The sequence below is a fragment of the Dolichospermum sp. UHCC 0315A genome, from assembly GCF_008121535.1.
GTDB lineage: Bacteria > Cyanobacteriota > Cyanobacteriia > Cyanobacteriales > Nostocaceae > Dolichospermum > Dolichospermum lemmermannii.
In genome coordinates, this window is the sequence record NZ_CP043056.1 from 1,817,002 (window position 1) to 1,829,544 (window position 12,543).

Sequence of the window (12,543 nt, forward strand, 5' to 3'; positions counted from 1 at the left end):
GAATTTAATTTTTAACTATGGCAACACTTACTTTAACTAATTTCCAAATTACTCGTCTTGATGCACCATTAGGAGCAGTTATTAATGAACTAGATGCTAGTAAAAAAGTTCTACCTGAAGTTATTTTAGAATTAAAACAAGCACTTAGAGATTATCATATTCTCATTTTCAAAAATCAACATCTTAATGATGAGCAGTTTTTGAACTTTACTTTTAATTTTGGTTCATTATTTGTCCCACCAGATAATGTTCCAGTTCTCGCTTCTGGTCCAGGAGTAACACCAGTTATAATTCCCGTTTCTAATGTTGATGGTGGTTACACAGGTACAGGTGAATTAGCCTTTCATTCTGATCATAAATGGACACCCTATCCTTCTAGTGGTTCTCTACTTTATGCTTTAGAAGTACCATCTGAAGGTGGAGATACTGCATGCTTAAATCTCAATTTAGCTTATGAAACTTTGGATGAATCAACCAAACAACGAATTGCCGATTTGCGGTTGATTACTTATAATCCATTTTTAAATAAGCCAGGAGAACCTCGCCAAAAATATCGTGAGAATAAGAATATTCCTCTCATTAGTCCTGTCTTTCCTCACCCATTGGTGAGAACACATCCAGAGAGTGGTAAGAAGATTTTGTATTTAGATTACACCACAGAAGTTGAAGTTGTTGGTTTAGAACCCCAAGAGGGCAAAGAATTAATTGAACAGTTGAGAAATCATCTGCATCAACCTCAATTTTATTATCAACATCAATGGTCTGTAGGCGATATTGTCTACTGGGATAATCAATCTACTTTGCATTATCGCCAAGCTTTTGATCCTAATCAACGTCGGGTTATGAAACGCATTAGTTTAGCGGGTAGTCGCCCATTTTAGGTTTTGTAGTCAAACAGTAATAAAACAATTTGAATTGAAATTAAGTGATGAGACATAATTATGAACTTTAAGTTACCACGACGCACAGTTTTACAGAAATTCTTTCAATACTCAGCATTAGCCTTAGCTCTTCTTTCTGCTCCTATTGCGACTAGTATAGTACAAGCTCAAAATGCTACTAACAAAACAGGTATCAAGACAAAAGTAGTCCGACTTGCTTATCAAACATCTGGTGATATTGTGAAAATCAAAGGAGTGGTAGATAAGCGTCTTGAGCCTTTAGGTATCAAGGTAGAATGGTCTGCATTTCCCGCTGGTCCACAATTAATGGAAGCGATGAATGCAAATAGGGTTGATATTGGTTCTGTAGGAGAAACACCACCCATTTTTGCTCAAGCTGCTGGCGCTCAATTAGCTTATATTGCTGGACGTAAACCTAGTAAAGGTGAAGGTAGTGCTATTGTTGTGCAGCCAGATTCTCCTATTAAGACAGTTAAGGATCTTAAAGGGAAGAAAGTTGTTTTTCAAAAAGGATCAGCATCACATTATTTACTACTTAGAGCATTAGGTGAAGTAGGTTTAAAATATAGCGATATCCAAGCAGTTAGTTTAACTCCAGCAGAAGCCCGTGATGCTTTTATTCAAAAGAAAATTGATGCTTGGGTTGCTTGGGACCCATTTGTTGCATTCGTCCAAAAAAATGCTAATGCTCGTGTTTTAAGAAATGCTTCCAGAATTGCCACTCAAGGCGGATTTTATATGGCTAGACGGAGTTTTGCTGTGGAAAATCCAGAAGTTGTGCGGATAGTTTTAGAAGAGGTAGATAAATTAGGAGAATGGGCTGAATCTAATCCTAATGAAGTTGTGAAAATTCTTGCACCTGAACTAAAACTTGATCCTGCACTTTTAGCTGTGGTAGTTCGTAGACGGACATTCCGTTTACGTCCAATCAACTCATCTCTTGTTGCTGAACAACAACGCATTGCCGATTTGTTTTATAAGGAAGGGGTTATTCCTAAACAAATTGCCATTAAAGATTCGGTTTTAAGTTCTCAACAATATGCAGCTATTACACCCCAAAGAATTAGTAAGAAATAACCTGTAGTTATTCTGATTTTTACCACGGCGGTTAAATCCCGCCATAATTATTTTCCTCATCACTTAATAAATTATTATGAAAGTTTCCTCTCCTGCTACTGATTTCTTCTCAAAGTATGGAACTAAAAAAAATAAGTTCCAGTTTAAGTTTATCAAAAATCGCTATTTCCAATCATTCATACCCTGGGTTGTACCAATTACAATAATTGTAGTGTGGCAGTTTTTGTCTTCTATTGGTGTTATTCCTACAAGAATATTACCCGCACCTTTAGCAGTTGTTACGGCTGCTATTAAATTAACTCAAAGCGGTGAACTTCCCAGAAATATTGGTATTAGCTCTCTAAGAGCAATATCTGGTTTTTTATTGGGGGGAAGTATTGGCTTTAGTTTAGGGTTACTTAATGGTATTTCTCCTATTGCGGAAAAGTTACTAGATACATCTCTGCAAATGCTACGAAATATTCCTAACTTAGCATTAATTCCATTGGTAATTTTATGGTTTGGAATTGGTGATGAGGCGAGATTATTTCTAGTATCTTTAGGTGTTATGTTTCCCATTTATTTAAACACTTTTCATGGGATTCGTAGTGTTGATCACGGATTAATTGAAATGGGTAAGATATACGGTTTAAATACTTGGGGTTTATTCTGGCGAATTATTCTCCCAGGGGCTATGTCTTCAATTTTAGTGGGTGTGCGGTTTTCTTTAGGGATTATGTGGTTAACGCTCATTGTTGCAGAAACAATTGCTGCTGACTCCGGCATTGGCTATATGGCAACAAATGCTAGAGAATTCATGCAAACTGATGTTGTAGTTTTAAGTATTGTAATCTATGCCTTGTTCGGTAAACTGGCTGATATAATTGCTAAAGCTTTGGAAAACTACTGGTTGCAATGGAATCCCAGTTATTTAAAGGGTTAATCTACTAATACTCGATAGGATTAAAGTTGATTTTGGTAAAAGTATTGTTTTCTTAGTCCATTTATGTAATACTCTTAGTCATTACTCAAATAATACGGTTTACCGATAGACTTAGCGTAGTTATTGATTGAAAAATTTTACACTTAAATATCATGCAAGTTCTTTGGTTTATTCCCACACATGGTGATGGACGCTATCTAGGAACTGCTATAGGTGGTCGTTCAGTGAATTTTGATTATTGGCGACAAATTGCCCAAGCGGTTGATCAATTAGGGTTTACAGGGGCTTTATTACCCACTGGTCGTTCCTGTGAAGATGCCTGGATTTTGGCTTCAACTTTGGTAACGCACACTAAAAAAATGCGGTTTTTAGTAGCAATCCGTCCAGGGTTGATGTCACCAGGAGTAGCGGCAAGAATGGCAGCAACTTTTGATAGAATTTCTGGCGGACGATTATTAATTAATGTCGTGACTGGTGGTGATCCTGTTGAATTAGCTGGTGATGGTTTGCATCTTAGTCATGATGATCGCTATCAGTTAACTGATGAATTTTTAACAGTTTGGCGAGAAATTGCTGGAGGTGAAATTTCTAACTTTGAAGGTGATTATCTCAATATTAAAGAAGGGAAAATCCTATTTCCTAATGTCCAAAAACCTCATCCCCCTTTGTGGTTTGGTGGTTCTTCTCCGATTGCTCAAGTAATTGCTGCCAAGCACGTTGATGTTTATTTGACTTGGGGTGAACCACCTGAACAAGTAGCAGAGAAAATTGCCTCTGTGAGACGTTTAGCTCAAGCACAAGGGAGAACATTAAGCTTTGGGATTCGTCTTCATGTCATTGTTAGAGAAACTGAAAGTCAGGCTTGGGATGCTGCTAATGATTTGATTCGTTATGTAGATGATGCAGCTATTCATAAAGCTCAACAAGCCTATTCTCGCATGGATTCTGTTGGACAACAGCGGATGAAGGCATTACATAATGGCAGTCGGGAAGCGTTAGAAATTAGCCCTAATTTATGGGCAGGAATTGGTTTAGTTCGTGGTGGTGCGGGAACTGCATTAGTAGGTGATCCTGATACTGTTGCTAGAAGAATGCAGGAATATACGGACATAGGAATTGATACTTTTATTTTCTCTGGTTATCCCCATTTAGAGGAAGCTTATCGGGTAGCAGAATTGCTTTTTCCTCGTTTACCTTTGGATAATTTACCAACAGTAGAACCACAATTATTAAGTCCTTTTGGTGAAATTGTTGCTAACCGAGAATTTCCCCAACAGCTTAAAGAACAACTTAGAGAAACAACAGTAGCAACTGTAGATTAGTTAAAAATTAATTAAATCAAGAGGTTTTTGTCAAATGGCTTATATTTTAGCGATCGCGGGTAGTCCTTCTCATCCTTCTAGAACCTACGGAATTTTGGAATATGCAACTCAAATTCTTTCTGAACAAGGCTTAGAAACAAATATTATTTCTGTGCGAGATTTACCTGCTGAGGATTTAGTTTATGGACGTTATAACAGTCCAGCTTTAGAAAAACCAAAAGCATTATTAGAACAAGCAAGTGGTGTAATTATTGCCACCCCAATTTATAAAGCTGCTTATACAGGGTTACTCAAATCTTTTTTAGATTTATTACCTCAAAAAGCTTTGAATGGTAAGGTTTTATTACCGTTAGCTACTGGTGGTACAATCGCTCATTTATTATCAATAGAATATGCTTTGAAACCAGTTTTAGGTGAATTAGGTGCAAGGCATATTTTAAGTACAGTTTACGCAGTAGATAAGCAAATTCAAATTCAAGCTGATGGTAGTTTGCAATTGGATGAAGAAATTGATCAACGTCTCAAAGAAGTTTTAACCGAATTTATCCAAGCTGTTAATAAATCCCAACCTGATGTCAAGGAATTAGCATATAGTAACTAAAGGTATTTATGAATCAATACTCTGATTTGCTATCGGAACTATCTGATTTTCTTTATCCTCGTAGTCCTTATTATGGAGATTTGAATTCAGAACGTTTAGAATTTAATGCTCAACTTCAAGATTTTTCGCAACGAGTGAACTATATTTCTGGTCTACAAACTGGTGGTAAACTTTCCGCAGAAGAGGCTTATAAACAAATACATATTCTCTGGAAACAGTTAAAAATGTCCAAGAAAAAAATATTAATTTGCTAAAAAAAGTAGATCCCCGACTTCTATCATTGGTTCATAATTTAATTAACATCATCAAATAAGAAGTCGGAGATATTACCCCAACTAATAAACCTAAATAAATTACCATCGCTTGCATATTTCATCATCAAAATTGATAAATACCTTCGTTGGTGGGATGATGAAATGGTTTTAAACCGATGGTAATTGTTTAATTAGCGGTAACTGGTTGGTTAAAAGTAGCAATAACAGTTTGCGGTTGATGTGGATTTTTGGCTAGGGTAATACCTAGCCTTTTTTTTGTCCATTTGTTTCTCCAAAACCAATACTGTTTTTTTTGATCAAATTCAATATTTTCTACACCGTCTATTTGTGTAAAAACAAGCTATTGTAATTGCTAATTAGCCAGAGATTCTGGTAAGTTCTATATAACTGCATAAAATTCTATCTCACTAATCAAAATTCTCTTAGTTATGGAAATTAGGGATGAAAAAATATAATCCGCTAAATAATGCTGGTAAATTAACTGCTTTACTATGTTTACTCACTATTTTGCTCACACCTTGTGTGATAGTTAATGCTGGTGAACGTGGTGTACTGATGAAATTTGGTCAAGTCCAAACACAGATATTAGGAGAAGGTATTCACTTAATTATCCCTGTAGTTAATACAATCAAAAAATTAAGCATCAGAATTCAAAAGCAGGAAATATCAACTGAAGCAGCTTCTAAAGATTTACAGAATGTTTTTACGGATGTAGCTCTTAATTGGCATTTCTTACCAGATAAAGTTAATAGAATATTTCAACAAATTGGTGATGAAAATCAGGTTATTCAATCTATTATAAATCCAGCTATTGAAGAAGTATTAAAGGCAGTGATTGCCCAATATACTGCTGAGGAAGTAATTACAAAACGCGGGGATGTTAAGAGAGAGTTAGATCAAGCCCTAACGGCAAGATTGGGAAATTATAATATAAAAGTTGATGATATTTCTGTAGTTCATATTCGCTTTTCTGACAAATTCAGAGCAGCAGTAGAATCAAAACAAATTGCGGCACAGGAAGCAAAGCGGGCTGAATTTATTGCCTTAAAAGCAGTAAAGGAAGCAGAAGTAAAAGTTAATTTAGCCAAAGGAGAAGCAGAAGTTCAAAGCTTACTCAGAGAGAGTTTAACACCCGAATTATTACAAAGGCAAGCGATAGAAAAATGGAATGGAAAACTACCGCTAATTATGGGTAAAGATAGCCCGAACCTTTGGAATATTCAGGAGTTAATTACAGCTAGTGAAAATTAACTTATCTGGGATATGGAAGTAATTTTATCAATTACCCATTAGTAAATAAAATAGGAGTATCAATGATCTTCAATTGAATTAAAAGTACAATCACTAATGTATATGCGGTTGAAGAAATGAGACTGTTAAATAACTCTTTTTTCAAATTACGTTCTTTGCTTTCTTGTTGAAACATATCTACTGAACCATATTGCATCAACAGGATACCTATAATATTTGATAGCCAGTAGCCAAGAATAGTACAAGGGAAAAGTAATTTTGGCGATAATAAACTACATAAATACCCAAAAAAGTAAGCAATGGGTAGATTAAATAATAAATCATTCCACCAACATAGAGGAGAAAGCAAGTATCCCAACACTAACAAGAATCCACCTCTGAGTTTCTTCCAAATATTCATGCTTGGCTGCGCTAAAGAGATTTGTGTGTTTTCGCTATTCATGGTAACTTTTGGACTTTCTACTTGGATGTTGATCATGAAACTACACTAATTCTATCGTCTTAGTGTAGTTTAACTTAGAAAACGAGAAAATGTCCAACATTGAGAAATAGTCACGAGTTGTAGAAAATATTAGTAATATGCGCCAACCAGGCTATAAGTTAGACTAGCAAGCACTAATGATGTAATGACGACATAGATAAAATTTCGCTGTAGAAGAAAAGTGCAGAAAGAAATGATCACCCGCAAAATAGGGATAGCAATGAGTATTAACAGCCCTAACTGAATAATTCCCCGGCGGCTACCTGCCAAAACCGAATTTACTACACCTATTGGGGAATGAAACTCAGATGGTGTGCCTCGAAATATTTGATATTCAGCAGGTTCAGAGCCATGATGAATTAAATATAGTATACCCCCAAATAATACTATAGAACTAGCGATTAAAACTCCATACTTGAGGAGGTTACTAAGTAAAAATTCTAATTGTTTTTCACTGGCTGATTTTGTAAGTTTTTGATTACTTAAATTTTCATCATCATGATTTTTAAGATGGTGTTTTTCTAACTCTCGAATATCAGAATCTTGCTCCTCTAATTCAAAAGTGAAAGCTCCAACTTTTCTTTCTATCTGTGTTGTGCAAGTCCAGCGAAAACCAGAATTTAATTTATACATAATTACAGCCCTCCTATTAGACTGTTATAGACCATTTTTAACGCCATTACTACCAATACAAAACTGAAGATAATTCTGAGAATTTGGGTTTTAGCACCGATTAAAATTCTCGCTCCTAAAAAAGCACCTGGTAACACTCCCAACATCACCGGCATAGATAAACCTGGATCTATATATCCCTGTGTTAAATAAACACCTGCTGAAGCTGCGGCTGTGACACCAATCATAAAATTGCTGGTGGTAGTAGAAACTTTAAAAGGGAGACGCATGGCTTGATCCATAGCCAATACCTTGAATGCTCCCGAACCAATTCCCAACAGACCAGACAGCACTCCTGCTACTAACATAATACTGAACCCAGCAGGTAAAGCATGAACTTGGTAAGGGATTACACCATCAGAAGTGGGATAAGTCCCATTAAGCTGGAGATATTCTGCTAAGGGATCTGGTGCAACAATTTCTGTTTGTTCTGGTCTGGGGCGTTGAGACAGATATGCTGAATAAATTAGCACAATTGCCAAAATCAACGAAAGTATTTTTACGGTTACATGAGTGGCAATTAAAGCCCCAATAAGAGCGCCAATGGTGGTGGCCACCTCCAGAAACATCCCCAAGCGCAGATTAGCGTAGCCTTTTTTAATGTATGTAGAAGCTGAACCTAATGATGTAGCAATAACTGATACTAATGATGCTCCAACGGCATAGCGAATATCAACACCAAAGACGGAAGTTAATAACGGAACTATGACGACTCCACCACCTAACCCAGTTAATGCTCCGACTAAGCCGGCACTAAATGATCCCAACCAAACCAGTAAAGAAAATGCTAATATGCTCAATTTGAATTCCCCTTTTTTTAGTCTATATTTATGATGCCTAGATAATTGTTGTCAGCAGGATGTAAACAAAAAACTTCATTTATCTATGCAGAAGATTGAGGAGACTAAAACTATGACTATCAAGGAAGATAAAAGTACCTAATCCGATTAAGATAAAGGGCATAAAACGATTTCCATATTTAGTAAAGATATCAGCGATCGCTTGATTGCGAGTTAACTTATATGCTACATAACACAACATCCCCACTAATGAAAAGAAAACACCCAAAATTACTAGTAGACTTTGCCAATTACTGCTGGCGAATATCGGCACATAAATACTAATATTATCCGTTCCATTGGCAAATGTGACAGCCGCAACACTATAAGTTTGCAAATTGAAAAATCTCGCTATTGGCGATTCCTGAGAAATTTTTGTTTCTGTCTCTGCGTCCTCTAATTCATCTGTTTCTCGATTCATTAAAGTCTTAATGCCAATGATAATTGGGACTAAGTAAGTCGGCCCAATAAAATCGATATATGTTTAGTTTTGTAAAAACCGTGAAACACCCTATTTATAAGGTATTCGTTAATTTATATTTCGTTACATAGATTGATTTTTTAACGCCGACCTACTTAAGCCAAATAAACCAATCCAGGGACGGGGTAAAATTAATCCGCCAAAAAAACCAGGCAGGCTAGCCAAAATTAAAGCGGTGAAACCTAGATACTGACCGATAATAATATGCCAGCGGCGAAACTTAGCATTTACTTGAGAAAAAAACAAGGTCAAAATGACTAAATCATCAATATTTGTGGCACTAAAAGCCATTGCTCCGGTACTAATTGCAGTTACTATACTCATAGCGATTTTAGATTGTGGATTTTAGATTTTAGATTTTGAATTTTTGATGATCAAGAGATGTTGAGTAAGGATTGATGTTGATACTTCCCAATTACCAATCACCTATTACCCATTACCACCACTTAATAGTTATTTCTTTCTGCGAATCGAGCATGAATATCATCAACTCTTTGAATGATTCCTGCTGCTAAATGGGGAGAACGTTGTTTTTTGATAAAAAACCAACCGCAAGTAGCAAAAAGATACAACAAGAACAAATAAGGAAAGGTATTATAAGGAGCTTCTGGCATGGGAAATAGGCTACTACCAGGAATCCCCACACTACCGATAACTGGGATCATCATGAACGCCACAGCTAAGTAGGTCGGCGGAAAAGTTTATAACTATGTAACGAAAAGTTAAGAAGAAGTATGTTCGTTAAATTTAATACGTTCTGTACTGTATTGTCCTTTTTCTCCCCTGGCTTTAACCCCATTCATTACGGCATAAGCAAGGTCTAACTCGTCCTCAAACATTTGTCCCGATAGTTCATCTTTTTTGAGATGCTGCCATTCCAATTCAATTGGATTCATTTCCGAGCAATATTTGGGCAGAAAGAAGATATATAAGTTCTGACTCTCCCATTTTGACCATAACTGTTGCACTTCCTTACATCGGTGTATTGGACCGTTATCCTGCACTATCACTCTTATTCGTCCGTTTTTTTCGGCTTCTTGCGCTTCTTGTTCCATCATTTGGATATAAGATTTGCGATTAACACCACCAATAACTAAACCGTAAACAAAGCTAACCTCATGTTGAATCAGCCCAATAATGCTTAATCTCCGTCCACGACGCTTTGTTTGTTCTAAATGTTTTTGCTCACCTCGCTGATAATATGTATAACTTGGTTCGCTCCACATACAGAACCCTGATTCATCCAAATATTTCAAGTCTATTTCTCCAGCCGCCGCAGATAGTGTCAACATCTCTAAGTCTGCTTGCTTAATTTCTCTGTTTTTGGGGTCTTGTTTTCCTTTGTGACTCTTTCTAGCTCGTTTCCAAATGACCCCCTTTTTTTTGAGTACCCGTCTTAATCTGTCGGGACTCAATTGAATTTGGCGTTCGCTTTCTAATTTTTGAGCTAATTGAACACTGTTATATGTTCGTGGTTCTTTTTTTAGGCATTCTTCCAAAAATACTATGTCTTCTTCACCATACTTTGGTTTACACCCTCGACCAGGTAGTTCCCAAAGTCCTTCTATACCCTGTTTTTCCCATTTATGTAAGATTTCTCTGATTGTTTGAGGAGTCCAGTCAAAATGAGCAGCTATTTTTTCTACATACCAACCATGTGAATTTAACCTAATTACCTCGGCTTTATCTTTGACTTTTTGCGGCAAATCCCTTGTTCTTAGGTTCAACAGGGTTTTATCTTGCTCACGAGTTAAAAATACCCTTAAACGAGCACCCATATTTTAATCACCTCACTAGATTTATTTTCCGTATTTACTTATCTTTACATAGTTTGGTTTCTTTGCGCCGACTTACTTAGAGCGTCAGTAACTAAACGATTAACTTGCTTTGCTTGAATTAATTTTTGTGTTTGTTGTCAACTCGTCAATAGAATTAATGGAGTATTTTTATGAGCTTATTTAGTCAAGGTGCAGAACTTATTGGTGACTTAGGTTTTCGGGTCATCAAAAATTCGGTCAAGGTTATTTATGGAGCGGGACAAGCGGTTGTAGGACTGGTCTCTGAAGATGAAGAACTTATTGAAAATGGGGTTAAGAATCTTGGACAGGGGGCAGTTGGCTTAAGTATTGGTCTAGTTACCAAAGCCATTAAAGGAGATAGCTCAGATGATGATAGTGACGACAATGATTTAGATGTATAGTCACAATCTTTTCTTTGTCTATGATTTCTACTTTGGCTAACCTTGTTAGGTATTTTAAAAGTGCTGAGGCTAAAATAGCCAATGCTTCGGCACTTAATAATATCAAAGTTTATGTTTTCATAATAAAGATTCTTATGTTCTTATCCCACAGAGCCTTTCTAAAATCGTAATATCAACTAGTAAAATGAACATAAATAAATTAATCACATTGATGCTTATCTTACCTTCTCTGATCATTTCTCTGTCAGGGTGTAGAGGGGCTGGCAAGTATGTAGATGATGTTGTTCGCAGCGTCGATAATAATGCGGATGATGTTGCTAAAAGCGTCGATAATAATGTAGATAATGTTGTTAAAAGCGTCGATAACAATACAGATGAAATTATAAATATTGCCAAAGAAAGATTAATTGGATGTGCCAAGGATGCTAGTAAAAGTTCCGTAAAACAAACGCTTAAAACAGCGATTTCTTCAGGTTATAGGCAAGTTTCTGTCGAATATTTACTCAATGTGTCAATGAATGCCATACAAGAAGAGTGTGTTGAGGTAAAACTAGCAAAGATGACGTATGATTCCTTATCAAGAGAGTCAGCCGAATCGTCAGTTTCATCTGCTGAAAGTGAATATCAAGGACAGATAGAATTTGTTCTGCCCTAATCGTAATCTTATTGGTGCGATCGCCGCTTTCGTAGAGTGCGTTACTTAACGCACCTTTTTACTTTTAATTATGATTAGTTTGTAATTATTATGCGTTACGCTAACATATCCTACTATTGCTAATTTACATATCTATTCATCTAAAAGTTAAAATTTTAAAGGTACTTTTCAGTAAACAGTAAACATCATCCCTAACAAAATCCGACGAACTTAAAATTGGTAATATTCCCCGATAAGGATAAAGAATCAACAAATCTTGATCACCTGTAATTGGCGTTGCAGATTCTTAGAGGAAACGGAACTCAAGTTACCATTTGATCATCTATGGTTGGGGTATTCAGTTTGCACACAGAAAGACGCTGAAGACGTTTATTATCTGCTCAAAACCCCTGCGAAGATTCGGTTTCTCAGTTGTGAACCGGTTCTGGAAGACATTGATTTATCAGAATGGTTAAGCGAGTTCATTGGTGCAGGTATCTGTGATGGTTGCGGAAAGGAAAAAAGTCAACTATACGGTGTTGATGCTTATCCTGTATGTGGTGCGGCAATTTGTGATCAATGCGCTCCCAGACTACATTGGGTCATATTAGGGGGAGAGTCAGGGACAAATGCTAGAACTACTTATCTTGAACATTTGCGAACTGCTTGCAGCAGCGCTTCGCTATCGCTCCTGAATCAATGCCAAAAAGTCAACATTGCTCCATTTATCAAACAACTTGGTGCTAAACCGATATTGAATAACCAACCCTATAAAATCAGCGATAAAAAAGGTGGAATTTTATCTGAATTTCCAGAAGATTTACAAATTAGGGAGTTTCCATTGGTAAATCAATAACATTTTTAATTACTAATTCGTAATTCGTAA

At 36.4% G+C, this 12,543-nt stretch carries 14 protein-coding genes and 2 pseudogenes; 10 read left to right on the top strand and 6 right to left on the bottom strand.

Going from position 1 to position 12,543, the window contains the following annotated elements; translation table 11 throughout:
* The first annotated feature begins 17 nt into the window (after positions 1-17).
* From BMF77_RS08680 to BMF77_RS08710, 7 genes are all read left to right on the top strand, one after another.
* The gene (locus BMF77_RS08680) at positions 18-881 is read left to right on the top strand and encodes a TauD/TfdA family dioxygenase (protein ID WP_148762171.1); all 864 of its coding nucleotides are present in this window, start codon (positions 18-20) and stop codon (positions 879-881) included.
* Between the two features lie 60 nt (positions 882-941).
* Positions 942-1,979 (top strand): sulfonate ABC transporter substrate-binding protein, encoded by a 1,038-nt coding sequence (locus BMF77_RS08685; RefSeq protein WP_148762173.1) that lies wholly within the window; start codon positions 942-944, stop codon positions 1,977-1,979.
* Between the two features lie 76 nt (positions 1,980-2,055).
* Positions 2,056-2,901, top strand: a complete 846-nt coding sequence (ssuC, locus tag BMF77_RS08690; RefSeq protein ID WP_148762175.1) for an aliphatic sulfonate ABC transporter permease SsuC — start codon at positions 2,056-2,058, stop codon at positions 2,899-2,901.
* A gap of 152 nt (positions 2,902-3,053) precedes the next feature.
* Complete coding sequence (ssuD, locus tag BMF77_RS08695) at positions 3,054-4,223, top strand: FMNH2-dependent alkanesulfonate monooxygenase (protein ID WP_148762177.1); 1,170 nt, start codon at positions 3,054-3,056, stop codon at positions 4,221-4,223.
* A 34-nt stretch (positions 4,224-4,257) separates the two neighbouring features.
* Entirely contained in the window at positions 4,258-4,824 is a 567-nt protein-coding gene (ssuE, locus tag BMF77_RS08700; RefSeq protein ID WP_148762180.1) for an NADPH-dependent FMN reductase, read from the top strand.
* Positions 4,825-4,832: 8 nt separating this feature from the next.
* Entirely contained in the window at positions 4,833-5,078 is a 246-nt protein-coding gene (locus BMF77_RS08705) for a hypothetical protein (protein ID WP_148762182.1), read from the top strand.
* 462 nt (positions 5,079-5,540) lie between these two features.
* The gene (locus tag BMF77_RS08710; protein WP_148762184.1) at positions 5,541-6,350 is read left to right on the top strand and encodes a prohibitin family protein; all 810 of its coding nucleotides are present in this window, start codon (positions 5,541-5,543) and stop codon (positions 6,348-6,350) included.
* 31 nt (positions 6,351-6,381) lie between these two features.
* Here BMF77_RS08710 and BMF77_RS08715 read toward each other — a convergent pair whose 3' ends face one another.
* The 6 genes and pseudogenes from BMF77_RS08715 to BMF77_RS08745 all read right to left on the bottom strand — a co-directional run.
* On the bottom strand, positions 6,382-6,792 hold the full coding sequence (locus tag BMF77_RS08715) for a hypothetical protein (RefSeq protein ID WP_228039319.1): 411 nt from the start codon (positions 6,790-6,792) through the stop codon (positions 6,382-6,384).
* A 129-nt stretch (positions 6,793-6,921) separates the two neighbouring features.
* Positions 6,922-7,464 carry a DUF1634 domain-containing protein gene (locus BMF77_RS08720; protein ID WP_148762188.1) on the bottom strand — a complete coding sequence of 181 codons (543 nt, stop codon included), beginning with the start codon at positions 7,462-7,464 and terminating at the stop codon, positions 6,922-6,924.
* A gap of 2 nt (positions 7,465-7,466) precedes the next feature.
* The gene (locus BMF77_RS08725; RefSeq protein ID WP_148762190.1) at positions 7,467-8,303 is read right to left on the bottom strand and encodes a sulfite exporter TauE/SafE family protein; all 837 of its coding nucleotides are present in this window, start codon (positions 8,301-8,303) and stop codon (positions 7,467-7,469) included.
* A 79-nt stretch (positions 8,304-8,382) separates the two neighbouring features.
* Positions 8,383-9,147, bottom strand: a pseudogene (locus BMF77_RS28960) (cadmium resistance transporter).
* Between the two features lie 122 nt (positions 9,148-9,269).
* Positions 9,270-9,491 carry a hypothetical protein gene (locus BMF77_RS08740; RefSeq protein WP_210422317.1) on the bottom strand — a complete coding sequence of 74 codons (222 nt, stop codon included), beginning with the start codon at positions 9,489-9,491 and terminating at the stop codon, positions 9,270-9,272.
* 192 nt (positions 9,492-9,683) lie between these two features.
* Positions 9,684-10,601, bottom strand: a pseudogene (locus BMF77_RS08745) (IS630 family transposase); the annotation flags it as partial.
* 170 nt (positions 10,602-10,771) lie between these two features.
* Between BMF77_RS08745 and BMF77_RS08750 the strand changes: the two are divergent.
* The 3 genes from BMF77_RS08750 (at position 10,772) to BMF77_RS08760 (ending at position 12,513) form a co-directional block, all read left to right on the top strand.
* Positions 10,772-11,023, top strand: coding sequence for a hypothetical protein (locus tag BMF77_RS08750; protein WP_148762196.1), 252 nt, complete (start codon positions 10,772-10,774; stop codon positions 11,021-11,023).
* A gap of 211 nt (positions 11,024-11,234) precedes the next feature.
* Positions 11,235-11,678: a hypothetical protein gene (locus tag BMF77_RS08755; protein ID WP_148762198.1), complete on the top strand. Its 444-nt coding sequence runs from the start codon at positions 11,235-11,237 to the stop codon at positions 11,676-11,678.
* Positions 11,679-11,934: 256 nt separating this feature from the next.
* Positions 11,935-12,513, top strand: a complete 579-nt coding sequence (locus BMF77_RS08760) for a DUF5131 family protein (RefSeq protein ID WP_246863096.1) — start codon at positions 11,935-11,937, stop codon at positions 12,511-12,513.
* Positions 12,514-12,543: the final 30 nt, after the last annotated feature.

Excerpts from the sequence above, each read along its gene's own strand:
- BMF77_RS08680 (WP_148762171.1), top strand. The coding sequence starts at position 18 with ATGGCAACACTTACTTTAACTAATTTCCAAATTACTCGTCTTGATGCA.
- BMF77_RS08685 (WP_148762173.1), top strand. The coding sequence starts at position 942 with ATGAACTTTAAGTTACCACGACGCACAGTTTTACAGAAATTCTTTCAA.
- ssuC (WP_148762175.1), top strand. The coding sequence starts at position 2,056 with ATGAAAGTTTCCTCTCCTGCTACTGATTTCTTCTCAAAGTATGGAACT.
- ssuD (WP_148762177.1), top strand. The coding sequence starts at position 3,054 with ATGCAAGTTCTTTGGTTTATTCCCACACATGGTGATGGACGCTATCTA.
- ssuE (WP_148762180.1), top strand. The coding sequence starts at position 4,258 with ATGGCTTATATTTTAGCGATCGCGGGTAGTCCTTCTCATCCTTCTAGA.
- BMF77_RS08705 (WP_148762182.1), top strand. The coding sequence starts at position 4,833 with ATGAATCAATACTCTGATTTGCTATCGGAACTATCTGATTTTCTTTAT.
- BMF77_RS08710 (WP_148762184.1), top strand. The coding sequence starts at position 5,541 with ATGAAAAAATATAATCCGCTAAATAATGCTGGTAAATTAACTGCTTTA.
- BMF77_RS08715 (WP_228039319.1), bottom strand. The coding sequence starts at position 6,792 with ATGAATAGCGAAAACACACAAATCTCTTTAGCGCAGCCAAGCATGAAT.
- BMF77_RS08720 (WP_148762188.1), bottom strand. The coding sequence starts at position 7,464 with ATGTATAAATTAAATTCTGGTTTTCGCTGGACTTGCACAACACAGATA.
- BMF77_RS08740 (WP_210422317.1), bottom strand. The coding sequence starts at position 9,491 with ATGATGATCCCAGTTATCGGTAGTGTGGGGATTCCTGGTAGTAGCCTA.
- BMF77_RS08750 (WP_148762196.1), top strand. The coding sequence starts at position 10,772 with ATGAGCTTATTTAGTCAAGGTGCAGAACTTATTGGTGACTTAGGTTTT.
- BMF77_RS08755 (WP_148762198.1), top strand. The coding sequence starts at position 11,235 with ATGCTTATCTTACCTTCTCTGATCATTTCTCTGTCAGGGTGTAGAGGG.